At 64.4% G+C, this 26,899-nt stretch carries 30 protein-coding genes and 1 pseudogene; 21 read left to right on the top strand and 10 right to left on the bottom strand.

Annotation, left to right across the window (positions count from 1 at the left end; genetic code table 11):
- Positions 1 to 1,232: 1,232 nt before the first annotated feature.
- A complete protein-coding gene (gene rpsT, locus NLM25_RS43835) occupies positions 1,233 to 1,499 on the bottom strand; it encodes a 30S ribosomal protein S20 (protein WP_254124111.1) in 267 nt (88 codons plus the stop codon).
- Positions 1,500 to 1,900: 401 nt separating this feature from the next.
- Here rpsT and NLM25_RS43830 point away from each other — a divergent pair, with 401 nt between their 5' ends.
- From NLM25_RS43830 to NLM25_RS43820, 3 genes are all read left to right on the top strand, one after another.
- Positions 1,901 to 2,218, top strand: coding sequence for a hypothetical protein (locus NLM25_RS43830; protein ID WP_091898220.1), 318 nt, complete (start codon positions 1,901 to 1,903; stop codon positions 2,216 to 2,218).
- A 142-nt stretch (positions 2,219 to 2,360) separates the two neighbouring features.
- On the top strand, positions 2,361 to 3,017 hold the full coding sequence (gene msrA, locus NLM25_RS43825) for a peptide-methionine (S)-S-oxide reductase MsrA (RefSeq protein ID WP_254141084.1): 657 nt from the start codon (positions 2,361 to 2,363) through the stop codon (positions 3,015 to 3,017).
- Between the two features lie 259 nt (positions 3,018 to 3,276).
- Entirely contained in the window at positions 3,277 to 4,023 is a 747-nt protein-coding gene (locus tag NLM25_RS43820) for a polysaccharide biosynthesis/export family protein (RefSeq protein ID WP_254141083.1), read from the top strand.
- 116 nt (positions 4,024 to 4,139) lie between these two features.
- On the opposite strand, the gene NLM25_RS43815 is transcribed toward NLM25_RS43820, so the two are convergent.
- The 4 genes from NLM25_RS43815 to NLM25_RS43800 form a co-directional block, all read right to left on the bottom strand.
- The gene (locus NLM25_RS43815; RefSeq protein ID WP_254141082.1) at positions 4,140 to 4,619 is read right to left on the bottom strand and encodes a hypothetical protein; all 480 of its coding nucleotides are present in this window, start codon (positions 4,617 to 4,619) and stop codon (positions 4,140 to 4,142) included.
- Between the two features lie 82 nt (positions 4,620 to 4,701).
- Positions 4,702 to 5,373: a dienelactone hydrolase family protein gene (locus NLM25_RS43810; protein ID WP_254141081.1), complete on the bottom strand. Its 672-nt coding sequence runs from the start codon at positions 5,371 to 5,373 to the stop codon at positions 4,702 to 4,704.
- A gap of 167 nt (positions 5,374 to 5,540) precedes the next feature.
- The gene (locus NLM25_RS43805) at positions 5,541 to 5,876 is read right to left on the bottom strand and encodes a hypothetical protein (protein ID WP_254141080.1); all 336 of its coding nucleotides are present in this window, start codon (positions 5,874 to 5,876) and stop codon (positions 5,541 to 5,543) included.
- Positions 5,877 to 5,899: 23 nt separating this feature from the next.
- Positions 5,900 to 6,664 (bottom strand): alpha/beta fold hydrolase, encoded by a 765-nt coding sequence (locus NLM25_RS43800; RefSeq protein WP_254141079.1) that lies wholly within the window; start codon positions 6,662 to 6,664, stop codon positions 5,900 to 5,902.
- Between the two features lie 369 nt (positions 6,665 to 7,033).
- On the opposite strand from NLM25_RS43800, the gene NLM25_RS43795 reads away from it, so the two are divergent.
- The 3 genes from NLM25_RS43795 to NLM25_RS43785 all read left to right on the top strand — a co-directional run bounded on the left by NLM25_RS43795 (position 7,034) and on the right by NLM25_RS43785 (position 11,164).
- Positions 7,034 to 7,525, top strand: a complete 492-nt coding sequence (locus NLM25_RS43795) for a (2Fe-2S)-binding protein (protein WP_254124104.1) — start codon at positions 7,034 to 7,036, stop codon at positions 7,523 to 7,525.
- On the top strand, positions 7,522 to 9,804 hold the full coding sequence (locus NLM25_RS43790; protein ID WP_254141078.1) for a molybdopterin cofactor-binding domain-containing protein: 2,283 nt from the start codon (positions 7,522 to 7,524) through the stop codon (positions 9,802 to 9,804). The genes NLM25_RS43795 and NLM25_RS43790 overlap by 4 nt, the downstream gene beginning before the upstream one ends.
- A 265-nt stretch (positions 9,805 to 10,069) precedes the next feature.
- The gene (locus NLM25_RS43785) at positions 10,070 to 11,164 is read left to right on the top strand and encodes an HD-GYP domain-containing protein (RefSeq protein WP_254124102.1); all 1,095 of its coding nucleotides are present in this window, start codon (positions 10,070 to 10,072) and stop codon (positions 11,162 to 11,164) included.
- Positions 11,165 to 11,269: 105 nt separating this feature from the next.
- Here NLM25_RS43785 and NLM25_RS43780 read toward each other — a convergent pair whose 3' ends face one another.
- Together NLM25_RS43780 and NLM25_RS43775 are read right to left on the bottom strand one after the other, a co-directional pair.
- A complete protein-coding gene (locus tag NLM25_RS43780) occupies positions 11,270 to 12,850 on the bottom strand; it encodes an ATP-dependent acyl-CoA ligase (RefSeq protein WP_254141077.1) in 1,581 nt (526 codons plus the stop codon).
- A gap of 182 nt (positions 12,851 to 13,032) precedes the next feature.
- Positions 13,033 to 13,452, bottom strand: coding sequence for a VOC family protein (locus NLM25_RS43775; RefSeq protein ID WP_254141076.1), 420 nt, complete (start codon positions 13,450 to 13,452; stop codon positions 13,033 to 13,035).
- Between the two features lie 124 nt (positions 13,453 to 13,576).
- Between NLM25_RS43775 and NLM25_RS43770 the strand changes: the two genes are divergently transcribed.
- From NLM25_RS43770 to NLM25_RS43745, 6 genes and pseudogenes are all read left to right on the top strand, one after another.
- Positions 13,577 to 14,551, top strand: a complete 975-nt coding sequence (locus NLM25_RS43770; RefSeq protein ID WP_254141075.1) for a tripartite tricarboxylate transporter substrate binding protein — start codon at positions 13,577 to 13,579, stop codon at positions 14,549 to 14,551.
- 150 nt (positions 14,552 to 14,701) lie between these two features.
- On the top strand, positions 14,702 to 14,980 hold the full coding sequence (locus tag NLM25_RS43765; protein ID WP_254141074.1) for a DUF3551 domain-containing protein: 279 nt from the start codon (positions 14,702 to 14,704) through the stop codon (positions 14,978 to 14,980).
- Positions 14,981 to 15,104: 124 nt separating this feature from the next.
- On the top strand, positions 15,105 to 15,359 hold the full coding sequence (locus tag NLM25_RS43760) for a DUF3551 domain-containing protein (RefSeq protein WP_254141073.1): 255 nt from the start codon (positions 15,105 to 15,107) through the stop codon (positions 15,357 to 15,359).
- Between the two features lie 44 nt (positions 15,360 to 15,403).
- On the top strand, positions 15,404 to 15,919 hold the full coding sequence (locus NLM25_RS43755; RefSeq protein WP_254141072.1) for a helix-turn-helix transcriptional regulator: 516 nt from the start codon (positions 15,404 to 15,406) through the stop codon (positions 15,917 to 15,919).
- A gap of 11 nt (positions 15,920 to 15,930) precedes the next feature.
- A pseudogene (locus NLM25_RS43750) lies at positions 15,931 to 16,263 on the top strand (SRPBCC domain-containing protein); the annotation flags it as partial.
- A gap of 15 nt (positions 16,264 to 16,278) precedes the next feature.
- A complete protein-coding gene (locus NLM25_RS43745) occupies positions 16,279 to 17,016 on the top strand; it encodes a DUF899 domain-containing protein (protein ID WP_254141071.1) in 738 nt (245 codons plus the stop codon).
- A gap of 67 nt (positions 17,017 to 17,083) precedes the next feature.
- On the opposite strand, the gene NLM25_RS43740 is transcribed toward NLM25_RS43745, so the two are convergent.
- Complete coding sequence (locus tag NLM25_RS43740; RefSeq protein ID WP_254141070.1) at positions 17,084 to 18,331, bottom strand: S1C family serine protease; 1,248 nt, start codon at positions 18,329 to 18,331, stop codon at positions 17,084 to 17,086.
- Between the two features lie 201 nt (positions 18,332 to 18,532).
- Between NLM25_RS43740 and NLM25_RS43735 the strand changes: the two genes are divergently transcribed.
- From NLM25_RS43735 to NLM25_RS43710, 6 genes are all read left to right on the top strand, one after another.
- On the top strand, positions 18,533 to 19,150 hold the full coding sequence (locus NLM25_RS43735) for a hypothetical protein (protein WP_254141069.1): 618 nt from the start codon (positions 18,533 to 18,535) through the stop codon (positions 19,148 to 19,150).
- Complete coding sequence (locus NLM25_RS43730; RefSeq protein WP_254124092.1) at positions 19,137 to 19,514, top strand: transcriptional regulator; 378 nt, start codon at positions 19,137 to 19,139, stop codon at positions 19,512 to 19,514. The genes NLM25_RS43735 and NLM25_RS43730 overlap by 14 nt, the downstream gene beginning before the upstream one ends.
- A 29-nt stretch (positions 19,515 to 19,543) precedes the next feature.
- Complete coding sequence (locus tag NLM25_RS43725) at positions 19,544 to 20,284, top strand: di-trans,poly-cis-decaprenylcistransferase (RefSeq protein WP_254141068.1); 741 nt, start codon at positions 19,544 to 19,546, stop codon at positions 20,282 to 20,284.
- Between the two features lie 132 nt (positions 20,285 to 20,416).
- Entirely contained in the window at positions 20,417 to 21,943 is a 1,527-nt protein-coding gene (bchE, locus tag NLM25_RS43720; protein ID WP_254141067.1) for a magnesium-protoporphyrin IX monomethyl ester anaerobic oxidative cyclase, read from the top strand.
- Between the two features lie 139 nt (positions 21,944 to 22,082).
- Positions 22,083 to 22,610, top strand: a complete 528-nt coding sequence (locus NLM25_RS43715; RefSeq protein WP_254141066.1) for a GNAT family N-acetyltransferase — start codon at positions 22,083 to 22,085, stop codon at positions 22,608 to 22,610.
- A 77-nt stretch (positions 22,611 to 22,687) separates the two neighbouring features.
- The gene (locus NLM25_RS43710; protein ID WP_254124089.1) at positions 22,688 to 23,176 is read left to right on the top strand and encodes a Crp/Fnr family transcriptional regulator; all 489 of its coding nucleotides are present in this window, start codon (positions 22,688 to 22,690) and stop codon (positions 23,174 to 23,176) included.
- On the opposite strand, the gene NLM25_RS43705 is transcribed toward NLM25_RS43710, so the two are convergent.
- A complete protein-coding gene (locus NLM25_RS43705; RefSeq protein WP_254141065.1) occupies positions 23,115 to 23,942 on the bottom strand; it encodes a metallophosphoesterase in 828 nt (275 codons plus the stop codon). The genes NLM25_RS43710 and NLM25_RS43705 overlap by 62 nt on opposite strands.
- Before the next feature lie 201 nt (positions 23,943 to 24,143).
- On the opposite strand from NLM25_RS43705, the gene NLM25_RS43700 reads away from it, so the two are divergent.
- The 3 genes from NLM25_RS43700 to NLM25_RS43690 all read left to right on the top strand — a co-directional run bounded on the left by NLM25_RS43700 (position 24,144) and on the right by NLM25_RS43690 (position 25,646).
- On the top strand, positions 24,144 to 24,833 hold the full coding sequence (locus tag NLM25_RS43700) for a DNA-3-methyladenine glycosylase I (RefSeq protein WP_254141064.1): 690 nt from the start codon (positions 24,144 to 24,146) through the stop codon (positions 24,831 to 24,833).
- A 25-nt stretch (positions 24,834 to 24,858) separates the two neighbouring features.
- Positions 24,859 to 25,152 carry a DUF1330 domain-containing protein gene (locus NLM25_RS43695; protein ID WP_254124086.1) on the top strand — a complete coding sequence of 98 codons (294 nt, stop codon included), beginning with the start codon at positions 24,859 to 24,861 and terminating at the stop codon, positions 25,150 to 25,152.
- 200 nt (positions 25,153 to 25,352) lie between these two features.
- The gene (locus NLM25_RS43690) at positions 25,353 to 25,646 is read left to right on the top strand and encodes a hypothetical protein (RefSeq protein ID WP_254124085.1); all 294 of its coding nucleotides are present in this window, start codon (positions 25,353 to 25,355) and stop codon (positions 25,644 to 25,646) included.
- 118 nt (positions 25,647 to 25,764) lie between these two features.
- On the opposite strand, the gene dinB is transcribed toward NLM25_RS43690, so the two are convergent.
- The gene (dinB, locus tag NLM25_RS43685; protein ID WP_254141063.1) at positions 25,765 to 26,865 is read right to left on the bottom strand and encodes a DNA polymerase IV; all 1,101 of its coding nucleotides are present in this window, start codon (positions 26,863 to 26,865) and stop codon (positions 25,765 to 25,767) included.
- Between the last annotated feature and the right edge of the window lie 34 nt (positions 26,866 to 26,899).

The raw sequence follows: 26,899 nt of genomic DNA, 5'->3' as shown, positions 1-26,899 counted from the left end.
CGTCAAAAAACTTCTATTGAGAGATAAAGTTGCGTTGTGAGTGCCACGCAAGGTTCCTGCCAGGATCCTTGGAATGGCACGACCTCAAGCGAGTCCATCGTCGGACACGGCTCCGCCGTTCGGCGCGAACGCCGCGGGTCGGATCAGTGATGTCAGAGATGGAGGGGTCGCGAGGTCAGCGCGTACTCGGCGCTCCGTCACACGCGGGAGGCTGAAGGTCGGACTGATCTAAACCGGCATCATTGGGATTGGAGACTTGTTTCAATACCGCGTTGAGTCCGTAAGACATGATACCTCCCCGTCCTGCCGTGATTGCTCACGGCAAGGTCCTGCGTGTCTAAAAGACAACCGCGTCGAACTCCCGTCGCGGATGCCTGCCCGAGTACTAGTCGTCCGCTCGACTTCGCCCTCATGCGTGCCGGGGTAGCTTCGCGACGTCTCTCATATGTGCCAGGCACGAACGGGAAGATCCCGCTTGGAGACATTCAGACAAAGAACTACCATTCCCATCTTGCAATGGGTTTTGAACCGACAATCGCTTTTTGAAGCGTCGCCTACGTGCACACCGCCGCCGATTTGCACGCTCGCCCCGTTTCCGATACCGCGCTGGTCTCTAGATCGTGGGCGCCGCTGACCACTTAAGGAATACACTATGCGGAAAGACTCGCAACGGAATTGATTCACACTTGAGGCATCAAAAAACTTGATCTGCGTTAACGCCGCGCAGGAGTTGTTCACAGGCTTCGGAGCAAGTTTTTGGATTCGTGCACAGATTCGAAGACGCGGCGCGTCATGTGACAATTCTGGGCCGCTGCCAAATTATTTTTACAAAAGCGTCACGCTCTCGACGCGCGAGCGAGTTTTCCAAATGCTTGTCGCCACTATGTCGATAAGTGATTAGCGAGACATCGTTTTTTGAGTCTCGTTTCACAGGGTAACTCCCTCGCGTATCGCGATCCTGTGAAACTACGGTGTGCAGAACTCGTACCCCCGGGAATTCAACTTGCGCCCGCCTCGCAGGGGTTTTTGCAATGCAGTGAAAGTTTCCGCTGTTGCAAAATCACACGCGGTAAAATTACGGAACGCATCATCATGCGGACGATGCAAATCTTCCAGGCGAAGAGCGACTGCATGCGTGAATATGACAGACAACAAAAAAAGCCCGGCGCGATGCCGGGCTGTTTGACGCGTGCGATGTTCGACCGGATCGCCCGATCGAATGACTTGCTAGATCACTGGGCGAGCTTGGCGATCTGCGCGGTGAGCCGCGAGACTTTGCGGCTGGCGTTGTTCTTGTGAATGATGTTGCGCTGCGCGGCGCGCATCAGGGCGGGCTCGGCATTGGCCAGCGCCTTGACGGCGGCGGCGCGATCGCCGGTCGCGATGGCTTCTTCGACGGTACGGACAGCGCCGCGCATCTGGGTGCGGCGCGACTTGTTGACGGCAGTGCGGCGGGCGATCTTGCGCGTCGCTTTCTTGGCGGAGGTGGTATTGGCCATGGTCTCAATATCCTTTGCGGTACCGGTCGCGTCTTGGTCGGGTAGCGCCGGCTGCTTGACCGCTGAATCGACGCTCGGATTTAGGGTGTTCGGTTGCTAGGCTATTCCCGGAACATGAGCGACCGCCTTGCGGCTGTCTCTGAGGCTCCAAGGAGCCCTCAAGCTCAAGGTGCCTGCAACTGCTCAAAGAACAGCGGCGGCAGGATTGCGCCCACCGCCAGTTGGCGCCCTTATAGAGAGGGTCTTGGGCACCGTCAACGCTTTCCGGGCTGGAAAACAGCCCTCGGGTGCGCCAAGAGGGCGTCGTAACGCCCTGAAGAGGTTGAATTTCTGCCATCCCCCGGCTATTGGCTGGCAGCGTTCCAGGGGTCGTCCGATCGGACGATCATATAGGGTGAGGCATGATCCGCGGCTTTTTCCGACTGATTGGGCTGTTGCTGCTCGCCGGCGGGTTCATCTTCATGGTCTATGACGGCGCCCGCTGGGTGGCCGACCAGACCTTGAAGTTCACCCGGTTCGGCCAGTTCTGGAACGACATCAATCAGGCCAGCCAGACGGCGTTCCGGACCTGGGTCGAGGCCAAGGCGCCCTGGCTCTGGACCTCGGTGATCCGCCTGGTGCTGGATCAGCCGGTTTTCGCCGTGCTCGGCATTTTGGGGATCCTGTTGATGATCCTGTTCCGGCCGCGGAAACCCTTGATCGGATATTCCAGGGACTGAGCGGCCGATGGGGCGCGGCGTAACAAGGCTGCCCTCGCTGACGTAGAACCCTATATTCCCCACCTGATCGCGAGCACGCCGCATGAGCGCTCGACTTCTCTCGCGCGCTCAAGCGACGGACAGCTCGTTGCGGAGACCCATCATGCTGTTCATGCGCAAGACCACCGCATTGCCGAGCGCCACGGAAGCGCTGCCCGGCCGTGCGCAAGCCATTCCCACCGCGACCATCCATTTCGTCAACGGCGCGAAGTTGCAGCCGCCTTATCCCGCAGGCCTTGAGCAGGCCGTGTTCGGGCTCGGCTGCTTCTGGGGCGCCGAGCGCAAATTCTGGGAGCTCGGCGACGGTGTTTACGCGACCGCCGTCGGCTATGCCGGCGGCCACACGCCGAACCCGACCTATGAAGAGACCTGTTCGGGACGGACCGGCCACACCGAAGTGGTGCTGGTCGTGTTCGATCCGAAGAAGATCTCCTACGAGAAGCTCTTGAAGACATTCTGGGAGAGCCACAACCCGACGCAGGGCATGCGTCAGGGCAACGATGTCGGCACGCAGTACCGAAGCGCGATCTACACCTATTCAGACGCGCAGAAGAAAGCGGCCGATGAATCGAAGGCGCTCTATCAGAAGGCGCTTGCCGCAAAAGGCCTCGGCGCCATCACCACCGAGATCGCGCCTGCCGGCGCGTTCTATTTTGCCGAGGACTATCATCAGCAATATCTGGCGAAGAACCCCGCCGGCTATTGCGGCTTGGGAGGCACCGGCGTGTCCTGCCCGATCGGCGTGGGCGTCAGCGCGTAAGCTCGCTCATCGAGACGACCCGCGTTTCTTACCCTCCCCAGGAGAGGGTAGATCGTGCGTAGCGCGAGCGGGGTGGGGTGACGGTCTCTCCACGTCCGACAGTACCCGTGTTGAGGGATCACCCCACCCCGTCTCATATTTCGCTGCGCTCAATATGAGCCGACCCTCCCCCTCCAGGGGGAGGGTGCGCCCGCTCAACGCTTTATTAACCATAACCAGTGCAAGACTGGATCTGTCTCGTTTCGAGGGATGGGGTCCGGTGCCGGTTGCACGCGCGTTTCGATGGTCGATCTTGACAGCATCCTTGGCAGCGTCCGCCGCGCTTGCCCTCGGCGGCTGTATGCAGACCGCAGGTCCCGTCGCGGTCATGCAGCCCCGTGCCGATCTCGACTCCATGGCCTATGGCCAGCCCTACGTCGCCCCGCAGCCGGTTGTCGTCGCCGACGGTGGCGGCGCCATCGGCGCACTGCGCAATTCCTTCGCCGCCTCGCCTGCGCCCATGCCGGTCGGCTACGCCGCGCCGATGGCGGCGCCGGCGCGATACGACTCCTCCTACCATCTCGACGCCGGCGACAAGCTGCGCGTCGTGGTCTACGGCCAGGAAGGTCTCACCAACAGCTACGCCATTGATGCCGGTGGTTCCATCACCATGCCGCTGATCGGCGGCGTGCCGGCACGCGGCCGTACCCCGGCGGGCCTTGCCGGTGACATCGCCGCGCGGCTGCGCAACGGCTACATCCGCGAGCCGTCGGTCGCCGTCGAAGTCGAGTCCTACCGCCCGTTCTTCATTCTCGGTGAAGTCACCGCTCCCGGCCAATACCCTTACGTGCCGAACATGACGGTCGAAAGCGCGGTCGCGATCGCCGGCGGCTTCTCGCCGCGCGCCAAGCGCGACGTCGTCACCGTCACGCACACCGAAGCCGGCGGCGCCATGCGCGCCGTCGTCCCGCTCGGCACGCCGCTGGCGCCGGGCGACACCGTGTTCGTCGGCGAGCGCTGGTTCTAGGTTTCCCGTCATTCCGGGGCGCGCGCAGCGCGAGCCCGGAATCCATTCTTCCACCGTCTCTGACGCCCGATGGATTCCGGGCCCGCGACTTCGTCGCGTCCCGGAATGACAAAGAATTATCTTCTGAAATCCAGTCGCCCGTTCGGAAAACATCCGTCGATCCGCGCCTCATCGACCACAAGCCCAACCCACGGTCGCATGATCGCGGGGTTGGTCAGGTTGATGTATTTACCGAAAAGGCGCGCGCCCTCGCGCGCCGCATCGATCAGCCCGTGCCGCCGGCCATGGTCCCAGTCGAAGCGCAGATAGATGCGCCCGCCTGCAACTCGCACCTCCGCGCGCCCGTCTTTCCAGGCCTCCGGCGTATCGCCGGCGATGGTCGGATCGGCGCCGCCATTCCAGCGGCTCGCCCAGATGCCTTCGAGCGGATCTGACAGTGCAGCGATGGAGGCCCATGCTGCCGCGTTGACGTCGGCGGCATCGCCGGCAGGCGTCGCCGTTGCAGCATAGTCCATGACGTCATGATCGTTCGGCGAGGGTACATCCATTGTGCCGAACGGATTGCGGATGATGATGTTCGTGTTGGCCTGTTGCATGACGATCTCCCGGCGCCAGTTGGCTTGATCAGCCAGCTCTATCGCCGGGTAGCGTGACGCGGCCACCCGATTCCCGCCCTCACTATTTCAGATGCTTCGCGAAAAATTCCAGGCTGCGCGGCCAGGCGATGTCGGAACTCGTCTTGTCGTAGCTCGGCCGCTCGTCGCAATGGAAGCCGTGCTGGGCGCCGGGATAGACGAACACTTCGACGTCCGGCCGCTTCGCCTTGACGGTCTCGACATCGGTCAGGGGAATGCCGGCATCCTTCTCGCCGAAATGCAGCTGCGTCGGCACCTTCGGCTTCTCGTCGGCGAAGCGCACCACGGCGCCGCCGTAATAGCCGATCGCGGCCTTCAGGCCCGACAGCCGGGTCGCCGCGACAAAGGCGATGCTGCCGCCGAGACAGAAGCCGATGATGCCGACCGGCCCGACACTCTTGACCGCGTCGATCGCAGCCTGCGTGTCGCGCAGCATCGCCTCCCAATCGGGATTGGCAACGAACTTGCGGGCTTCAGCGATCTCGTCCGGCGTGTAGCCCGACTGGAAGTTCGGCGAGGTCCGGTCGAAGATCGACGGCGCGATCGCGACATAGCCCTCCTTGGCGAGACGGTCGCAGACCGATCGGATGTGGTGATTGACGCCAAAAATCTCCTGGATCACCACCACCGCGCCCTTCGGCGCGCCTGAAGGGTCAGCGCGATAAGCGCCGAGCTGGAAATTGTCGGAAGCCGTCAGCTTGATGTCTTGTCCCACGCGGGTTGTCCTTTTTGGTTGGTCGTTGATTGCGAACACCGCTCTATCCCCTCATCCTGAGGAGCTTGCGCAGCAAGCGTCTCGAAGGATGAAAGGCCGAGATGCGAGAGCCGGGCCTGCATGGTTCGAGACGGCGCTTTGCGCCTCCTCACCATGAGGGTCGGCGATCACTCCCACATCCAGTTCTCGCCGTAGTCCTCCTTCCATCCTGCCAGCCGTCCATGACGGAATTGCAGGAACAGGCGGTGGCGGTAGGGGATCAAGCCGCTGCCGCCGAGATTGCGCAAGGCGAGGTAGATCTCGTTGCCGGGGCGGCCCCGCACATATTGCAGGGGCTGCCCGAGGGCGCGCGCGGTCTGATCGGCATCCATGCCGAAGGCGAGCGGCGTGTTGTTCGACAAGGTCGCAACGAAGGGCCGGCGCGGTGGCGCCATGCCGAACGGCTCGGCCTGCGCAGACACCGACAGCAACACCGCGCCCGCAGCCAATATCGTCCGCTTCATTGCCTGTGTTCCCGTTCGATCGCCTATCCCGGCAAGTTCTTCAGGAAAGGCACCACCGCGTCAACAAAAGCCTTGGGCTGATCGATGTTGACGGCGTGACCGGCGGCGGGGATCACGACTTTTTGTGCGCCGGGGATCTTTGCGGCCATGTAGTCGGACGCGGCGAGGAACGGCGTGTCGTCGGCGCCGACCACGATCAGGCTGGGCACCTTGATGTCGGGCAGCAGCTCGATCACGCGGGCGTCGCGCTGGGTCAGCATGCCGCGTGCGGCAAGCGCCAATCCCCTGGCGTTGCGATGGCTCGCGGTGGCGCGCTCGCGTGTCGCCGATTTCAGCATATCGAGACCTTCGCGATCGAGCTTGTCGGCGGTGCCGAGCGCCCGCGCATTCCAGGCTTCGCGCGCGTCGTCCTTCTTGAAGCCGGGGCCGGTGTCGATGATCAGCAGCGCGCGGGCGCGTTGCGGATAGGCGCGATAGAATGCGAGCGACATGTAGCCGCCGAGCGACAATCCGCCGATGATGGCGCGCTCGCTGCCGACTGCATCCAGGATCGCGGCCATGTCGCCGATGGTGAGCGCTTCGCTATAGGCCTTCTGATCATCGGGATAGTCGGACTGGCCGTGGCCGCGCATGTCCCACAGGATCAGCTTGTGATCCTTCGCGAGCGCATCGACCTGCCCATGCCACATCGCCGAGGTCGAGGAATAGCCGTGGGTGAGCAGCAGCGGCGGCCCGTCGCCATGGACTTCGTAATAGATCCCGACGCCGTCCCGATTGATCTTCGGCATTGTTTCCGCCCTTTCTTATTTCTCGTTCTTCGTAGCCGCGACCGCGCTGCACCTTCTCCCGCAAGGGGAGAAGGGGCGCCCACGTCGGCGCCTGCACCTTAGCGCGCCAAGTTACCTCGAAGAAACTGCCCTATCGCGATGGCATGCATGTGCGACGCGCTCTCTGTTGCGTTCAGTCGCTGCGTTGGTGTCGCTGTCGCAACGCACAACGAGCGGGTGCCGAGATAGTTTCGAGCGATTCCAAATTGCATTTGCCACGACGCATGAACGCGATCATTCTCGCGATCAAGGTGGACGCCAGCCCGGTGGGCGTTCGCTGCTCAAGTTGCCGCCGTAAGCGGCTTCATGCACCGGCAGGGGAAGACGCCTATGCCAACTCTCACCATCAACGGGCGGAGTCTGTCCGTGGATGCGGCGAACGACACGCCGCTCCTCTGGGCGATCCGCGAGCAATTGCAGATGACAGGCACCAAGTTCGGCTGCGGTGCCGGGCTGTGCGGCGCCTGCACCGTGCATGTCAACGGTGAAGCCGTGCGTTCGTGCCAGACCATGGTCGGCGATGTCGCCGGCAAGAAGATCACCACCATCGAAGGCCTCGCCCCCAAGGGCGATCATCCGCTGCAGAAGGCGTGGATCGCCGAGCAGGTGCCGCAATGCGGCTACTGTCAGTCCGGGCAGATCATGCAGGCAGCCTCGCTGCTTGCGAAGAATCCCAATCCGACCAAGGAAGAGGTGGTCGCGCATATGGACGGCAATCTCTGCCGCTGCATGACCTATTCGCGGATCCAGAAGGCGATCATGCGCGCCGCGACCGAGATGCGCACCGCTTCCGCCTCCGGCAACGAACGGAGGCCCACATGAACAAGCACGTGAACAACGTCACCCCCGAGACGACGGATCTTAGCCGTCGCTCGTTCCTCGTCGGCACCGCCGCGTCCGGCCTCGTGCTCGGCTATGCCGGCGTGCCCGGCATCGGTGAGGCGCTCGCGGCGCCTTCGAACTTCGAGCCGAGCGTCTGGTACGCGATCGCGCCGGATGGTCTCGTCACCGTGACCTGCGGCAAGGCCGACATGGGCCAGCACATCGCCTCCACCATGGCGCAGATCGTCTGCGAGGAACTGGGCGCGAAGTGGAGCGATATGCGGGTCAACCTCGCCTCCAACGATCCGAAGTTCAACGACCCCGTGCTGGGCGCACAGATCACCGGCGGCAGCTGGTCGACGATGATGAACTTCGACGCCATGAGCCGTGCCGGTGCCGCCGGCCGCATGGCGTTGACGGAAGGCGCGGCCGCCGCGATGGGCGTGCCGGCGTCGGAACTCGTGGTGCGCGATTCCATGATCGTGCACGCGAAGTCGAAGAAGCAGATGTCGTTCGCCGAAATCGTCAAAAGCGGCAAGGCGACGAAAACCTTCACGCCTGATGAGCTCAAGGCGATCAAGCTGAAGACGCCGGATCAGTACACCATGATCGGGGTGTCGGTGCCGCAGCTCGACATCCCCTCCAAAACCAACGGCACGGCCAAATACGGCATCGACGTGATGCTGCCGGGCATGGCCTATGGCGCGGTGGTCACCCCACCGGTGCGCTTCGGCGCCACGGTGAAATCGGTCGACGACTCGGCTGCGAAGAAGGTGCCGGGCTTCATCAAGGCCATCACCCTCGACGACAAGACTCAGACCACGTCGGGCTGGGTGGTCGCGGTGGCCAGCACCTATGCCAACGCCAAGAAGGCGGCGGCAGCGCTGAAGATCGCCTATGACGGCGGACCGAACGCGAAGGTCTCGAGCGAGACGCTGCTCGATGAAGCCAAGCGGCTGCAGAAGCTGGAGGATTCCGGCCAGTTCTTCGTCAAGGACGGCGATCCCAATGCGGCGTTCGGCACGGCCGCGAAGGTGCTGGAGGCGGAGTACACCACCAGCATCAACATCCACGCGCCGATGGAGCCGATGAACGCCACCGCGGAGTTCAAGGGCGACATCCTGCACGTCTATTCCGGCAACCAGTTCGCGACGCGCTCCGGCGCGATTGCGGCAGGCGCTGCCGGGATCGATCCGAAATTCGTGGTCATGCACCAGATGTGGCTCGGCGGCGGCTTCGGCCGCAGGCTCGACGCCGACATGATGATTCCGGCGGTGCAGGCGGCGAAGGCCATCGGCAAGCCGGTGAAGGTGATCTACACGCGCGAGAACGACATGACGATGGATTTCTCGCGTCCGCTCACCTACCAGAAAGTGAAAGCCGGCGTGGATGGCGACGGCAAGCTCGTCGCGCTCAGCCACGACGTCGTGTCGGCCTGGCCGACCGCGCGCTGGGGAATTCCCGACTTCCTCACGCCCTCGGTCGACAAGAAGGGTCCGCTCGATTCCTTCACGGTGAACGGCGCCGACTTCTTCTACACCGTGCCCAACCATCATGTGCGCGCGATCAAGAACGAGCTCGCGCACAATGCGACGCCGTCCGGGCAGCTTCGCTCGGTGGCGCCCGGCTGGACGTTCTGGGCGGTCGAAAGCATGATCGACGAGATCGCCGCTGCGGCCGGCAAGGACCCCGCGCAGTTCCGCATCGCGCTGCTGGACGGCAAGGGCAAGAACGACGGCGGCGCGCAGCGGCTGCGCAACACGCTGCTCGCCGCGATGGGGCTGTCCGGCTACGGCACCAAGCAATTGCCGAAGGGCGAGGGCATGGGCGTTGCCTGCGTCTCCTCGCAGGAGCGCGCAACCGCGAGCTGGACGGCGTGTGTCGCCCATGTCGCGGTGGCGCCGTCGGGCGAGGTGACCGTGAAGAAGCTCACGGTCGCAACCGACGTCGGCACCCAGGTGCATCCCGACAACATCCGGGCCCAGGTCGAGGGCGCGGCGCTGTGGGGCCTGTCGCTGGCGATGTACGAAAAGGCGACGCTCAAGGACGGTGGCATCGAGCAGACCAATTTCGACAGCTACACGCCCTTGCGCATGAGCCAGATGCCGGAGGTCGCGGTCGCCGTGATCGCCAACGGCGAAAAGGCCACCGGCGTCGGCGAGCCCGCGGTGACGGTCGTCGCCCCCGCGATCGGCAACGCCATCTTCAACGCCAGCGGCGCCCGCGTGAGGGCGCTTCCAATCACGGCCGAAGCCGTGAAGGGCGCGATGAAGGCGTAACAAAGGGCATTATTGCGAGGAAATCTGATCCGCCGGAGGGGCAACCCCCGGCGGATTTTTCGTTCGAGAAAGCCTAGTCTTTCCAATGGCCTTTCTACTGTGCATGGGGTTGTTTTCGCCATTTTTGTTTGGGGCCGCCTCGGCAGCCGATCCATAAAATTGCGTGCATTCCCTCAGGGGTCCGTTGAGCACGCCTCTTAAGGGCCGGAGAACCTGATCCGGCTTAGGCTGACGCCAAATACAGTCCCGTGCTTTTGGGGAAGCCATGAACGCGCCAGCCAAATCCGCCGCCAAACGCCGGCTTTTGCTCGCCTCCGACCGGAGCGACGAGAGCACCGAGCTTGCCAGCATCCTGAAGGCCGTGGGCGACGTCTCGACGGTGACGACGCAGGACATTCCCGAGCAGCCGTCGCGCGATCTGTCCGGTCTCGTGGTCGACATCAATCTGCGCTCGCCCGAGAGCGTGCAGCGCGTGCGCAACAAGCTGCGCGGCGATGCCTATCGCACCATGCCGCGGCTGTTCGTGCTCGCCGATGCCCTGCATCACGGCACCATGCAGGCCTGGGCGCTGGGCGCCACCGACACGATCTCGCGGCCGCTCCAGCCCGAGGACATCCTGCAACGCATCCGCGCCGCGTTCCCCGACACCGCCACCTATGACGCGACCGACCGCGGCAAGACGCTCAACCGCGGCGTCGAGGCGGCGCACGCGGTGCTGGCGAAGATGTTCGAGAAGCTGCCGCTTGGCGTGCCCCTGACCTTCGACGACGTCATCGCCGCCGAGAGCAAGATCCTGAAGGCGATCAAGCACTCCTCGCTGCGCGAATGGCTCACCACCGTCGGCTGCCATCATGTCGGCAGCTACCGGCACTGCCTGTTCGTCACCGGCTTCGCCGTCGCCTTCGCGCAGCATCTCGGCATGCGCGAGGACGACCAGCGCCGCCTGACCCGCGCGGCGTTGCTGCACGACGTCGGCAAGGCCTTCGTTCCCTCCGTGCTGCTCGACAAGCCCGGCAAGCTCACCGACGAAGAGATGGCCGAGGTGCGCCAGCATCCGCGCCGCGGCTATGACGCGCTCGCGGAGCAGGGCGGCTTCCCGCCGGAGATGCTCGACGTCGTCCTGCATCACCACGAATTCCTCGACGGCAGCGGCTATCCGAATGGCCTGTCGTCGAACCAGATCAGCGACATCGTGCGGGTCACGACGATCGTCGACATCTACGCGGCGCTCGTCGAGAAGCGCGCCTACCGCATGCCCTTCACGCACTCCCGCGCGTTCGCGATGATGGAAGGCATGGGCGGCAAGCTGGATCAGCAGCTGCTGCAGGCGTTCCGCCCCGTGGCGCTGGGGTCGTTTTGAGCGGCACTCTCCGCTGCCGTAGGGTGGGCAAAGCGAAGCGTGCCCACCATTTCTAAGAACGTGGGCACGGCGCTGCCGCGCCTTTGCCCACCCTACGGCAGTTCGCTACCCCACCATCTTCCTCAACTCCGCCTTCGCCACCTTCTCCAACGTCGAGCGCGGCATGTCGTCGACGAGCCTGATCTCGCGCGGCACCTTGAAATCCGCCAGTCCCGCTGAGCAGGCCGCCATCACGCGATCATGCAGGTCGGGCGCAGCGCCCGCGATGCCGCCGTGCGGGATGATGAACACGACCGGTACCTCGTCGAGCATTGGATGCTTCTTCGCGACCACCGCGGCCTCGCGCACGCCTGATACGACCGCGATCACCTGCTCGATCTCGGAGGCCGCGACGTTCTCGCCACCGACCTTCAGCATGTCCTTGGCGCGGTCACCGAACCTGATGAAGCCGTTCGCGAGGCGCTCGACGCGGTCGCCGGTGAGGAAGAAGCCGTGCGCGTCGAAGCTCTCGCGCGTCGCCTTTTCGTTGTGCAGATATTCGGCGAACAGCGACAGGCCGGGGATGCCCTTGATCGAGAGATTGCCGGTGTCGCCGACCTCGGTCGGCCGTCCGTCATCGTCGGTGATGCGGATCTGATATTCGGGAGCCGCGCGCCCGATCGACATCGGGATGTTGGGCTGGTCGACCTCGCCGACGATGCCGTGGGTGATGGTCTCGGTCATGCCCCACCAGCCGATGATCTTGACGCCGAAGGCGGCAAAGGCCGGCGGCTCGTTGATGGCGGTGCCCCAGAGGCGGAATTTGTGATCCCGGGGGATTTCCTGCTCGAGCAGCGCCTTCATGCAGAACGGGATGGTCGAGGTCCAGGTCGAGCCGTGCTCGCGCGCGACGCGCCAGAAGCGGCTTGCGGAGAAGCGCGGCTGGATCACGCAGGTGGCGCCCACCCACAGCGTCGCCAGCATCGAATAGGCCAGCGCATTGGTGTGGAACAGCGGCAGATAGGTCTGGTGCACGTCGCTCGCATGAAGGTCCTCATGCGCGGCGTTGATCTTGGCGCCCCATAGGGCATTGGCGTGGGTCCACAGCACCGCCTTGGGGCGCGACGTCGTGCCTGATGTGTACTGCACGCTGCATGGCGCCAGCGGATCGGTCGCGCGGTGCGGCCGGTCGGCGCTGTCGGCAAACAGCTGCTCAAAACTGTCGCCGCGCGAGACCGCTTGCGCCGGCGCCGCGCCCGCATCATGCGAGGTCACGGCCAGCCAGCGGATGTTGCGGCAGTTCTGCGCGACGATCTCGGCATAGGCCGGCTGCGTGATCGCGGCGACCGCGCCGCAATGATCGGCGAAATATTCGATCTCCGCCGGTGCCGAACGGGTGTTGGTGGTCACCGCGATAGCACCGAGCTCGACGCAGGCGAACCAGGCCAGCAACGCCTCGATGCAATTGTCGAGATGAATGAGCACGTACTCGCCCGGCTTCACGCCGCGCTTCGCCAGCCCCGCGGCGAGCGCGCCGACCCGCTCGTGAAACTCGCCATAGCTCCAGCGCCGCGCCGGCGCATCGAACGGCGCCCAGATCAGGAACGCGTGGTCGCGGCGCACCTCGGCGCGCATCTTCAGCAGCCAGGGCACGTCGAGCCCGTCGAACGGCCCGACGAGCCCGGCTGCGGTCTGTTGAATCGGCATGAATCCTCCTGTGCAGCCTGCATCTTGCTGGCGACTGCTTTTGGATGATTGCGTCTTCCTGCTCTCTCCGCCGTCATTGCGAGCGTAGCGAAGCAATCCAGAATCCCTCCGCCGAGGCAGTCTGGATTGCTTCGTCGCAAGGGCTCCTCGCAATGACGGTGGTCGGGACGGGCGGCGCGGCCCTATCGTCCACCGTCTTGGTACGACGAAATCTCGATCAGGCTGCCATCCGGATCCCGGCAATAGACCGAGCGCAGCGTGCCGCGGGCGCCCTGCTTGGGAACCGGGCCTTCCTCGATCGCGACGCCATGTGCCTTCAAATGCGCCACCACCTCGTCGGGTGCGGCAGAGGTGAGGAAACACAGGTCCTCGCTGCCGGCGGTCTGGTGGTCCGCGGTGAACCACTCCACCTTGTCGGCATCGCGCGGCCGGACGTTGATCTTCTGGTTACCGAATTGCAACGAAGTCCGCGGCGCTTTGCCGCCGCCGGGGTCGAACACCTTGACTTCCATGCCGAGAATCTTGCGGTACCACTCGGCGGTCACTGCGACGTCGGCGACGTTGATCACGAGGTGATCGAGGGCTTCGACCTTGACCGGCATGCCTTATCCTTTCGTCGTGATGCGCCCGGCGCACTTTCCGCCTGCGGCAAGCTTTGTTACAACCGCGTCGACGCCACTTTGAAGCTATCTTGCTTTCAAGAACAACACGTTGGGAGAACCCTTGATGATCACTCGCCGTTCCGCGCTGGGCCTGCTCGCCGCCAGTCCGCTTGCAGCCACCCCGCTGTCGAAGGCCCTTGCCGCCGACTATCCGGCCCGGCCCGTGAAATGGGTGGTCGGCTATCCGCCGGGCGGCGCCACCGACATCCTGGCGCGGCTGATCGGCCAGCGACTGTCGGAACGGCTCGGCCAGCAATTCGTGATCGAGAACAAGCCCGGCGCCGGCAACAACATCGGCACCGAATCGGTCGTCAATGCCGAGCCCGACGGCTACACGCTGCAGCTGGTCAATCCGGCCAACTACATCAACGCCTCGCTCTACGCCAACCTCAAGTTCAACTTCGTGCGCGACATCGCGCCGGTCGCCTCGTTCCAGCGGGTGCCGAACGTGATGACCGTCAACAAGGACGTTCCGGCCAAGAATGTCGCCGAGTTCATCGAATATGTGAAGGCCAATCCCGGCAAGGTGAACATGGCCTCGTCCGGCAACGGCACGTCGGTGCATCTGTCCGGCGAGATGTTCATGGCGATGACCGGCTGCAAGATGCAGCACGTGCCCTATCGCGGCGCGGCGCCCGCGATCACCGACATGCTCGGCGGCCAGGTGCAGGTGATCTTCGACAACATGCCCTCGATCATCCAGCACATTCGCTCTGGCTCGCTTCGCGCGATCGGCGTCACCACCACGGAGCGCTCGTCGCAATTGCCGGACGTGCAGCCGATCGCCGACACAGTGAAGGGCTACGAGGCCAGCGCGCTGTTCGGCATGGGCGCGCCGAAGAACACGCCGAAGGAGATCATCGCCAAGCTCAACAATGAGATCAACACGCTGATGAAGGAGCCTGACATGACCAAGCGTCTGGTCGAGCTCGGCGGCGAGCCGCGGGTGCAGACGCCCGAGGCGTTCGGCGAGGAGATCAAGGCCGAGACCGATAAGTGGAAGAAGGTCGTCGAGTTCCCCGGCCTGAAGGTCGAGTAGCGATCTTGTGATCGCGGAGAATGGAGCCCTGCCGTTCGGCAGGGCTTTTTTCTTGCGGATGTGATGCTGTTGATCTGGAATAAAGGCGCGCGGCGAAACCTGATGATATGTGGCTTCGTATCTGGGGCCACCAAAGGAGGAGTTGGGATCATGCGCATGATGCAATTGGCGCTGCCGGCGCTGGCCGCCATGGTTCTCGCCGGTTTCGCCACCACCGCGCCCGCCGAGGCCCGCAACTATCCCTGGTGCGCCCAGGGTGGCGAATTCGATTATCCCGGTGAGTGCACCTACAGCACCTATGAGCAATGCCAGGCGAGCGTGTCAGGACGGCTGCTGTACTGCGGCCCGAACCCGATGGTCGCCTATGGTCAGGCCCCCTGGCCGCAGCCGCGGCCGCAGCGCCGCACGCGGCCCGTCGCGCCGTACTGATCGCACGTCCGAGCCACGAAGCCGCCACGGCGCATTTTCGCGCGATCGCTCCGGAATAAATCGGCTCCGCCAGCCTTTCTCTCAATGAGGTCGCATGTCGCGCGGCGAACATGGGAGATCGGTCATGCGGAAAGCGCAGTTCGTGCTCGGCACCATGGTTCTCGTATGGCTCGCTGGCGGTAGCCCGGCGCGCGCGGATTACCCGTGGTGCATCCAGGATTCGGAATTCGGCTATCCCGGCGACTGTTCCTATTACACCCGCGAACAGTGTCAGGTGAGCGCGTCCGGCCGGAAGGGTTTTTGCGGACCGAATCCCGCGATGGTCACGCGCCCGCCGCCTCCAACGCCGTTGCGCGGCCGGTACATTCCGCCAGGCTAGCTGCGTCTTTCGCGCTCCGGTGACCGCTGCCTGATCACGCAGTCGTGCAGACCCGTGCACGCAAGTCTCCACTTGACCTCTGCGCGTTTGAGATTACACTAAACCATATGGTTAAGTATCAGGATGAAGCGCTGGACCGCACTTTCGCGGCGCTGTCCGACCCGACGCGCCGAGCCTTACTGGCGCGCCTCGGCGGGCAGGACAGCCTATCGGTGAGCGAACTGGCCGCGCCGTTTCCGGTCTCGCTGCCGGCGATCATGAAGCATCTCGACGTGCTCACGGATGCAGGTCTGATCGTGCGGGAGAAGACCGGTCGCACGGTCTTCTGCCGGCTCACCGCGCAGCCGATGGAGCAGGCGATGAACTGGCTCAATCGCTACGCGCAATTCTGGTCCGAGAAGTTCGACCGCCTTGCCGCCTTCGTGGAGGAAGAGACATGGCCAACGCAGCCGTCAACGCCGATCCCCGCCCAGCGGAACGTCCAAGCCTCACCCTCACGCGCCGGCTCCGCGCGCGGCCGGAAAAAGTCTACGCCGCCTGGACGCAAGCCGAACAGCTAGCGCAATGGTTCGGGCCGCCGAACATGAAGCCGGCGACGCTGAAGGCCGAGCTCGATGTCCGCACCGGCGGCCATTATCGCATCAGCTTCACCCGCGACGACGGCGAATATTTCGAGGCGGCCGGCAGCTATCGCGAGGTCGTGCCGAACGAGCGGCTGGTCTTCACCTGGGCCTGGCATTCGACCCCGGAGCGCGAATCGCTGGTGACGATCACGTTCAAGCCCGACAGTGCCGGCACATTGATGATCTTCCACCACGCGCAGTTCTTCGACGAAACCGCGCGCGATAACCACAAGCGTGGCTGGACCTCGTTCCTCGACAAGCTCGACGCCTTCGTCGCCTGACCTTAGGAGGATACCATGCAGCAACATCAGATCGTCTCGCGCGAGCAATGGATCGCGGCCCGCAAGGCCCATCTGGCGCACGAGAAGGAGCTCAGCCAGGCGCGCGAGCGCCTTGCCGAGCAGCGCCGCGCACTGCCCTGGGTGAAGGTCGACAAGGACTATGTGTTCGACGGACCGAACGGCAAGGTGACGCTCGGCGACCTCTTCAGGGGCCGCCCGCAGCTCGTGGTGCAGCATGTGATGTTCGCGCCCGATTGGGAGGCCGCGTGCAAGAGCTGCTCGTTCTGGGCCGACGGTCTTGATCGCATGGTGCCGCACCTCGCCGCGCGCGACACCAGCACGGTTGCGATCTCGTTGGCCCGCAGCGCCAAGCTCGAAGCCTTCAAGGCGCGGATGGGCTGGACCTTCGACTGGGTCTCGTCGGGAAGCAACGACTTCAACTACGACTACGAGGTCTCGTTCACACGCGAGCAGATCGACAAGGGCGTGCCGAAATACAATTTCGGCACCACGCCGTTCTACGGTCCGGAGCTGCCCGGCATCAGCGTGTTTTACCGCAACGACGCTGGCGAGATCTTCCATACCTATTCATGCTTCGCCCGCGGTCTCGACATGATGAACGCGGCCTATCAATATCTCGATCTCACCCCGCTCGGTCGCCACGAGGACGGCCTGCCCTATCCGATGGACTGGGTCCGTCTGCACGACGAGTATGCGCCGCAGGCGGCGAAGGCGGCGTGCTGCCACGGGTGAGTTCGTGGTGAGGCCGTAGCCCGGATTGCGCTGCGCTCCATCCGGGCTACGCAGCCGGCCTCAGCCACTACCGCTTCGCGTCGGCCTGTTCCGTGCCGTTGCACGAGATCAGCATCGTATACGGTCGCGCGTTGCCGGCGATGTCGGTGGTCTTGAGTTCGCCCTTCGGCTCCGCGGTCTGGTAGGGCACCACGGAATTGTCGAGGAAGTCGCGCAGCACGCCGGTCTTGATCGCGAAGTTGATGTTTTCGGGAATGTTGCCGGTCGCAACGGCGATACGGAGCGCGTCGACTTTTCCGGTGACCACGCCCACGACCTGCCCGGCGGTATCGAACAGCGGGCCCCCGCTGTTGCCGGGCTGCACGGGTGCGCTGATTTGCAGGAAACGCGTGTCGTTGCGCAGGCCGCTGAGCGAGCTCACGATGCCGGTCGTCACCGTGAAATCCGAGGTCAGCATCCCGTGGTAGGGGAAACCGATCGCGACGACGGAATCGCCCGAGCGGATCGAGCGGTCGCGGATCCGAACAAAGTCCTTGAAGGTCGTTGTCGACGGCGCCTGCAACAAGGCGAGGTCGTTGTTGGCATCGCTCGACACGACGCGCAACGTCATCGCGGCCTCGCCGGTGAGGTTGCCCTTGATGTCACCGACGCACCCGCTGATCACGTGATTGTTGGTGACGACGTGTCCACTGGGACTCACGACAAAGCCAGTGCCGCTCTTGGATCGGGTCGGCTTGCCGCCGGCCGGCGGTGATCCCTGCTTGTCCGGGGCGGTCTGCGGCTTCGCCGCAACTTTGGTGAAGTCACCGGCCTTGTTGAGGCCGTCGGCCTTTACCTTGGTGACGCAATTGGCCAATGCGGCGATCACCGGCCCGGTCGAGGTCAGGTCGAAATTCAGGACGGCGCGGCCGGCCGTTGCGACCATCAGGCTCGCCTTCTGAAACGTGCGCACCACATTGACCGGCATGATGGCCGTGAGCATGTTGGGCTGGTACGCCGTAGCGTACAGCCTGGCCTGCTCCTGCCCGTCAAAGGTCACGTCGATCGCGGCATTCTCGCCCTTGTTGAAGCGGTAGCTGGGACTCGCAAAGGCGAGTGACCACGTGCCGGCGGCATTTTGGCTCACGACGAGGATGACACCGTTGGCATAGGGCGTCGTCGCGGCGCAGTGAGAGAAGTCTCCCGTCGCGTCATTGCTGAAGGCGCCGCCGATCCAGTTGCCGACATTGACGCTGCCGAATGGCCCGGCAGCATATGCGACGCTTGCGGCACCCACCTGCAACAGAAGCGCAACGACCAATGACTTGAGCCACATAACTTTCCCCCGGAACGCTTTTGGACCCATCTTATCTGCGAGAGGATGGCCTGCGCAACCGGCGGTTGCTCGTCTGGATCTGATCCCGTGCCGGCAACTTTCCGGCTTGCCTTTACTTTGCGATGCTATATACTTTGCGATACAAAGTGACGGGGGCGAGCAGTCCCCATCTATGGGCGGAGCGGGGTTTTGGCGTTGCCAATGCGCGATCTGGACAAGGCGCTGGCTGACATCGTGGCGATCCGCAATCAGATTGCGGCGGGCACGGCGTTCCGCGGCTATGGTCCGGCGACGATGGCTGCGACCGGCGCCGTCGCCCTCGTCAGGGCGATCCTGCAATTCTGGCTGCTCGGCGATCCCACCAGCGAGCCGCTCGGCTTTTTCCTCGGCTGGTTCATTGCCGCCGCGCTGTCCGGCCTGATGATCGGCATCGAGATGCGCGCGCGCCTGCGCCGCCATCATTCCGGTCTTGCCGATGCCATGATCCACCAGGCGGTCGAGCAGTTCCTGCCCGCAGGTGTTGCGGGCGTGCTGCTTGCGGTGGTGATGTGGAAGTTCGCCGCCGAGACGCTGTGGCTGCTGCCGGGCTTGTGGCAGATCCTGGTGTCGCTCGGTATTTTCGCGTCCGTCCGCTCGCTGCCGCGCACCGTCGCGCTCGCCGGCGCCTGGTATTTCGTGTCGGGCTTCGCCGTGCTGGCGTTGGCGAGCCAAACCCATACGCTGTCGCCATGGACCATGGGACTGCCTTTCCTGATCGGGCAGTCGGTGATGGCGGGCATTCTGTATTTCGCGTCCGGAGACCATGATGTCGAAGACTGACAGCGCACCCTTTTCCTATGAAGGGCTCGACCGCGTCATCCACGAGAAGGCGCGGCTCGGGCTTCTGACCTCGCTGATGGGGCATCCAAAGGGCTTGGCATTCGCCGATCTCAAGCAGCTCTGCGGCCTCACCGACGGCAATCTCAGCCGGCATCTCGCCGTGCTCCAGGAGGCCGGCCTCGTCGAGGTGACCAAGGGCTATGAGGGCAACCGCCCGCACACCACCTGCCGCCTGACCAAGGCCGGCCGCCGCCGGTTCCTCGACTATCTCGCCGTGCTCGAACGCCTGGTGCGCGACGCCGCCAAGGCCGCCGGCCGAGAGGCGCCGCCGCCGCTTGGCCGTCTCGGTATCGTCTCGACCTGATTCCCCCCTTTTTGACCGGAGACTTTGCAATGCAAAGTGACATGACCTCTCGCAACGAGAAGCTTCACGTCGGCATCATCATGGACGGCAACGGACGATGGGCGACGCGCCGCGGCCTGTCGCGCGTGCGCGGCCACGAGGCCGGCGTCGAAACGATCCGGCGCATCGTCGAGGCCGCGCCCAAGCAGGGCATCGGCACGCTGACGCTCTACGCCTTCTCCACCGACAATTGGCGGAGGCCGAAAGCCGAAGTCGCTGCGCTCATGACCTTGCTGCGCTTCTATCTCGCCAACGAGGTGCAGAGCCTGGTCAAGAACGGCGTGCGTCTCAGCGTGATCGGCCGCCGCGACCGCCTGCCCGACGGCATCGCCAATGCGATCGCGCGTGCCGAAGACGCAACCGCACGCGGCAGCGCGCTGCACCTGCGCATCGCCGTCGACTACTCCGCGCGCGACGCCATTCTCAATGCAGCGGCCAAGGCGGCGGCACTGACCAGCCTCACGCGCGAGGCGTTCTCGCAGCTCGTCACCGGCGAGGCAGGCCTTCGCGACGTCGATCTCATCATCCGCACCTCGGGCGAGAAGCGGCTGTCGGACTTCCTGCTCTGGGAAGGCGCCTATGCCGAGCTGCATTTCACCGAGCGGATGTGGCCTGAATTCGATTCGGGCGACCTCGCCACGGCGCTGGCCTCCTTCCATGGCCGCGAGCGCCGCTTCGGCGGCCTCCAGGCGATCATGCCGGAGGAGGTGCCTTCACTTTCCCGGGTGTGACGCTGCAGGCGGAGCAGAGCAAGGGTCTCCGCGGCAGTGATGCTTGACGTCTTAGGGTTCAGTCGGGGGATTGGGCTTCATCAAAGGAAGTGGGACGGACGATCACGCCAACCAAAGCGGGAGCGAAAGTCCATGCGTGTTCTTCTCGTCAACGTGCCTCATCCCTCGATCGGCAGCCGGATTCCGGACGACCATCTGCCGCCGCTCGGCCTGCTCGCGATCGGCGGTCCGCTGCTCGACGACGGTCACACCGTGCGGCTGATCGATGCCGAGTTCGGCCCGATGCCGGTCGCGGAGATCATCAGCGCAGCGAACCGCTTCGCCCCCGATGCCGTGCTGTTCGGGCATTCCGGCTCGACCTCCGGGCATCCCGTGATCGCGGAGATTGCCCAGGCCCTGGTGAAGGCAAGGCCAGGCGTGCTGATCGTCTATGGCGGCGTGTTCCCGACCTATCACTGGCGCGACATATTGCGCGACGAGCCCTATGTCAGCGCCATCGTGCGCGGCGAGGGCGAGGACACCGCGCGCCGCCTGATGCGGGCGCTGGAATACGGCCACGATCTCGACGGCATCGCCGGTATCGCGTTTCGCGACGCCACCGGTCCGCGCGCGACGCCGCCGGCACCTGTGATCGCGGACCTCGACGCCTATCGCATCGGCTGGGAGCTGATCGATCACGCGCGCTACAGCTATTGGGGCGGCTTGCGTGCCGTGGTCGTGCAGTTCTCGCGCGGCTGCCCGCATCTGTGCAATTACTGCGGCCAGCGCGGCTTCTGGACGCGCTGGCGCCATCGCGATCCCGTGCGCTTCGCCAGGGAGCTGGCGCGCTTGCATCGCGAGCACGGCGTCAAGGTCATCAACTTCGCCGACGAAAATCCGACCGTGTCCAAAAAGGCGTGGCGCGCCTTCCTCGAGGCGCTGATCGCCGAGAATGTCGATCTGATCCTGGTCGGCTCGACCCGCGCCGACGACATCGTGCGCGATGCCGACATCCTGCATCTCTACAAGAAGGCCGGATGGCAGCGCTTCCTGCTCGGGCTGGAGAACACCGACGAAAAGACCCTGGAGCTGATCCGCAAGGGCGCCACCACCGCCACCGACCGCGAAGCCATTCGCCTGCTGCGGCAGCACGGCATCCTGTCGATGGCGACCTGGGTGGTCGGGTTCGAGGAGGAGACCGATCGCGATCACTGGCGCGGCCTGAAGCAGCTGCTCGCCTACGATCCCGACCAGGTTCAGCTGCTCTACGTCACGCCGCACCGCTGGACGCCGTATTTCCGGCTGGCCGCCGACCGCCGCGTGATCCAGCCCGATCGCCGCCGCTGGGACTATAAGCACCAGGTGCTGGCCACGCGTTACATGGCGCCGTGGCGCGTGCTGGTCTGGTTCAAGTTCACGGAGATGGTGCTGCAGTGCCGCCCCAAGGCGATCTGGCGCGTGCTGCTCCAGCCCGATGCGGGCCTGCGTCACGCCATGCGCTGGTACACGCAGATGGGCCGCAGGGTCTGGCCGCACGAGATCTTTGAATTCTTGCGCGCGCGACGGCTCAAATGGGGGCCGACGGTGCGGGAATTCTGGGGCGCGCCGCAGGACGGCGAGGAGCAGTCGATGACGGCCGCACGGCCAGAACGGCGTGTCGGCACGCGCGAGGCGGCTTGAACGTCGCCCGTGTGTGACGCGCGGCGCAGGGCAACGCACTGTTCGTTTTCGGCCGCAAGATTGGCAGCAATGTCCAAGCGGCAAATGCGCGGCCTCGGCTAGGTGTTGCAAGCCACGCAACCTGCCGGGAGCCTCGCGCATGTCACAGTCATTGCTGGATGCCGTTGTCGCGCCAGCCGAAGCAAAGGGCACGGTCCGCATCAGGCCCGCCGGCGTGTCCGATGTCGAAGGCCTCTCGGTCTATTTCACCAGCCTTTCCGCGACGTCGCGCAACAAGCGCTTCATGGGCGCGCGGGCGGACTTTGCCATTGTCGCGGCCGAATGCGTCGCCAGGGCCGGCTATCCCGATCATTTCACCTTGCTCGCGGAGCTCGGGCAGGAGGGGCAGGGCATGATCATCGGCGAAACCCATTACGCCTACGATGCCGCGGCACGGCATGGCGAGTTCGCGATTTCGGTCGCCGATGCGTTCCAGCGCACGGGTCTCGGCCTTCGGATGATGACGGCGATGGAGATGCGCGCGAGCGGGCTCGGTCACGCGATGATCGCAGCCGAGACCGCACGGGCAAATGCCGAAATGCGTGGTCTTGCGAAGAAGGCGGGCTTCGAGGACACCGGTCTCGGAGACTGGCAGTCGGTTCATCTCGCAAAGCGCCTGTCGCGCTAGCCGGGCTTGCCGCAAATTTGAGCAAGCGCGCGATGCGGATCGTGCTCTAGTGTCTCCCCTGACGGGAGTCTTTGGCGATGCGCGCAGTTCTGGACCATTGCAGCGGCGGGACCGAGCGGCAGGTTGCGGCCGGCACGCTCGTCGTCACCGAGGGCGGCACCAGCAGCGGCCACCTCTACGTGCTCGTGGAAGGCAAGCTCGAGGTGCTCAAGAGCGACATGGTGGTCGCGACCATCGCCGAGCCCGGCGCGGTGTTCGGCGAGATGTCCGTGCTGCTCGGGCTGCCGCATACCGCGACGGTGCGGGCCTGCTCGGATTCGGTCATCTATGAATTCGAGGACGCGGCGTCGTTCCTCATCCAGCGGCCGGAGGTGGCGCTGCTGCTCGCGCGCACGCTGGCGCAGCGGCTCAACGCCGCCAACACCTATCTCGCCGATCTCAAGCGGCAATATGCCGGCCACGGCACGCATCTGGCCATGGTCGGCGAAGTGCTCCAGAGCATGATCAACCTGCCGCCGCTCGAGGTTTCGCCAGGCTCGGATCGGGAATCCGATCCAAGGATGTGAGCCAGTCGGGTGGCGCCTCGACATAGGACGCCGGCCGCTTCAGCGGTGCATTGAGGTCGATCCACTGCGCTTCGCCCGCCGCCAGCCAGAACGCCTGGCTCGCATCGAGATCCAGCACGATATGCGTCGGCGGCCGGCCCGGTTGCAGGCCGGCGTTGAACACCCAGGTCTGGCCCAGCCGGTCAAACCACGAGCCGTCGGCAATGAAGGGCGACTGGTGCACATGGCCCGAGATCACCATCGACGGCTGGTACTGCATGATCCACTGCACCAGCTCGACATCGCCGAAGAAGCGCTTGCCGCCCCAGCTCGTCGGCGAATTCGCCGGTGGCGCATGATGGACCCAGATCCAGCGCTGCGGCCGCCTGATGGCTGCATCGCGCAGCTGCTCGGCGATGCGCTGCTGGACCAATGGCCCGTCCCACCACGGGCACACCGTGAACAGCGTGTCGCCGATGGCGAGGCTGTCGCCGTCGCAGGCAATGCCCAACTCGCGCACCTCCGAAATCCAGCGCGAGATCTTTTCGCCGTCCGCATTGCGCTCGTCGAGGTCGTGATTGCCGGAGCAGAGGATCACGCGGGTCTGCGCCGCGAGCAGCGCGAGGTACTTCTTCACCACCACGATCTGCGCGCGAAAATCCACCATCGAGCCGATGTCGAGGGCATCGCCGGCGAAGATCACGAGGTCGAATTGCGGAGCCGCGCTCACGAGCCAATCGAGCTGCGGCAGCGAATAGTGCAGGTCGGCCACGACGAGGCAGCGCATCGAAAATCCGTTCGCGATGAAAATGTCCGGGAATTCCAAAATGCTATCAAGCAAGAAGCAGACCAGAACGGCCCGTTTCCGTCAGTCCAATGAACGGCAGCATGCTGCGGCGCGCTGGCTTGCGCAAGTGCCCGGGCGCCGCAGGGCTGGACCGGACCATCGAATTCTGATGTCGTGGCGCACCCTCAACGCGGTGTCCGCATGACCTCCTTCAAGACCATTCGTGCCCGTGCCGAGAAGCGCAAGGGCGGCCCCGAGGCGCTGGACAAGCTGATGCCTGACAAGCCCGACTTGAAGGGTCTGGCAAAGCTCGGCGACGATCGCATTCTCGCCGAGATGACCAAACGGGTGTTTTGCGCCGGCTTTGCCTGGAGCGTGATCGATTCGAAATGGGATGGCTTTGAAGCCGCCTTTCTGCGCTTCCAGCCGGCCAAGCTCATCTTCCAGCCCGAGGATTATTGGGAAAGCCTGCTGCGCGATGCGCGCATCGTGCGCAACGGCGCCAAGATCATGTCGGTGCGTGACAACGCCGCCTTCGTGCAGGAGATCGCGAAGGAGCACGGCAGCTTCGGAAAGTTTCTGGCGAAGTGGCCGCCATCCAACGAGATCGGCCTGCTCGACCTCCTCACCAAGCGCGGCAGCCGCCTGGGTGGCAACACCGGCCAGATGCTGCTGCGCTTCGTCGGCTGGGACGGTTTTGTGACGTCCAGGGACGTGGTGGTCTGCCTGCGCGATGCCGGCCTCGACATCGCCGAAGAGGTCAAGTCAAAGGGCGATCTTGCAAAGGTGCAGGCGCAGTTCAACGCCTGGGCCGAGGAGACCGGTCTGCCCTACACCTATCTGTCACGCATCTGCGCGCTGTCGGTCGGCGAGAATCGCAGCGATCACTAGGTCACGAGAAACCAGGAGAACAAGAATGGCAAAAGCCTATTGGGTTGCCACCTATCGCGCGATCAAGAACCCCGACGCCATGGCGGCTTACGCAAAACTGTCACGCCCGGCGATCGAGGCGGCCGGCGGCCGCGTGCTCGCGCGCGGAATGCCGGCTGCGGCGTTCGAGCTTGGCCAGATGGAACGCGTCGTCCTCATCGAGTTCGACAGCGTCGCGAGCGCCAGGGCGGCGTATGAAAGCCCGGCCTACAAGGTTGCGCACGACGCGCTGGGTGACGGCGCGGACCGCGATATCAGGATCGTCGAAGCCGCCGAGTAACGCCGCCGGATCGTGGACATCGTGTGGCAATCCCGTGCCGCGAGCGCGGCGGATGCAGCCTGCGATCACGAAATACATTTTTCCGGAACATTTGTGCGCAGCACCCGTTCGGGAGTTTGAGCCAGGCGAAACAGCGGCGCAGGGAACGCCCGTTCTGGCTCAACTCAATGCAACCCGACACGACAGAAACGGAGCAGCCCATGAAGCTCACATCCGAACAGGTGAAGCAGACCGTCAACCAACTCGGCGCTCAGGTGCTGCCCGACGAGCATCCCGCCATGCCGCAACTCAACAGCATGTTCGGCGAGCACACCTTCTTCGTCGATGAGACGGGCCTGAAGGTGCTCGAGCCGACCCCGTCGCTCAATGCAGAGCGTGAGACTGGCGAGGTCGTCAGCCTCGCCGACTGGAGCGACGCGGATCTGACACGCCTGATGGCCCACGAACCCGAGCCGACCGGCGTGATCGTCGTGTTCGAGCACGTGAGGCATTGATTGGTCCGGGCGGATCGATTTTCATCGGTGGCGGGCGTGAAAATCCCGCCACCGTCTACGACGGGTCTGGAGCTGCGCCGCGGAGCGAGAGGCCGCGTTCGAAGGCCTCCGGTCCGGTTCAAATGCCGAACGTCAACTGCGGCTCCGCATCGTCGCCGATCTGGAGGGCGGCCAACGATACCCCGAGCAGTCTGACGCGCTTGGGCAGCGGCATCTCGACTTCGAGCAGCCCGCAGGCCAAACGCTCCAGTTCGTCCCGGCCTGCAACCGGCGCTGTGACGGACCTGCTGCGTGTGATGATCTCGAAGTCGGCAAACTTGATCTTGAGGGTGACGGTGCGCCCCCGGTTGCCGGTCGCCTCGCAATGGCGCCAGACCTTGTCGACGAGAGGTTTTAGCTCGGCGACCAGCACGTCGAATTCACTGAGATCGGTCGAGAACGTGGTCTCCGCGCCGATCGATTTGCGGATCCGGTTGGCCCGGACCGGCCGTTCGTCGACACCTCGCGAGATCCAGTAGTAATAGGCGCCCGACTTGCCGAAGTTCGCATTCATGAATTCAAGCGTCTGGTTACGGATGTCGAGCCCGGTAAACAGGCCGAGCGCGTTCATCTTCGCACTCGTTGCCGGGCCGATCCCGTGGAACTTGCCGACGGGCAGCGTCTCGACGAAGGCGGGTCCCATCTCCGGCGAGATCACGAACTGGCCGTTCGGCTTGCGATGATCGGAGGCGAGTTTGGCCAGAAACTTGTTGTAGGAAATGCCCGCCGAGGCGTTGAGACCCGTCTCGGCCTTGATCTTCTCGCGGATCCGAAGTGCGACGTCCCGCGCCAGCGGAATGCCTTGCAGGTTTTCGGTCACGTCGAGATAGGCCTCGTCGAGCGACAGCGGCTCGATGATGGGCGTGTGCTCGGCAAAGATGTCGCGGATCTGCCGGGAGATCGCCTTGTAGACCTCGAAGCGCGGCTTGACGAAGATGAGATCGGGACATTGCCGCTTCGCGGTCACCGATGGCATGGCGGAGCGAACGCCGAACTTGCGGGCCTCGTAACTGGCGGCCGCGACAACGCCGCGCTCCGCGGAGCCTCCGACGGCGACCGGCTTGCCGCGCAGGTCCGGATTGTCGCGCTGTTCCACGGACGCATAGAAGGCATCCATGTCGATATGGATGATCTTGCGGACGGGCGAGGCGTCGCCCGTCACCGTGTCGGATTCGCTCATGGAAGGATGATACAATCGGGCAGGGGGAAGCGCG

This window comes from Bradyrhizobium sp. CCGB01, assembly GCF_024199795.1.
Lineage (GTDB): Bacteria > Pseudomonadota > Alphaproteobacteria > Rhizobiales > Xanthobacteraceae > Bradyrhizobium.
This window is presented reverse-complemented; position numbering and strand designations above follow the sequence as displayed.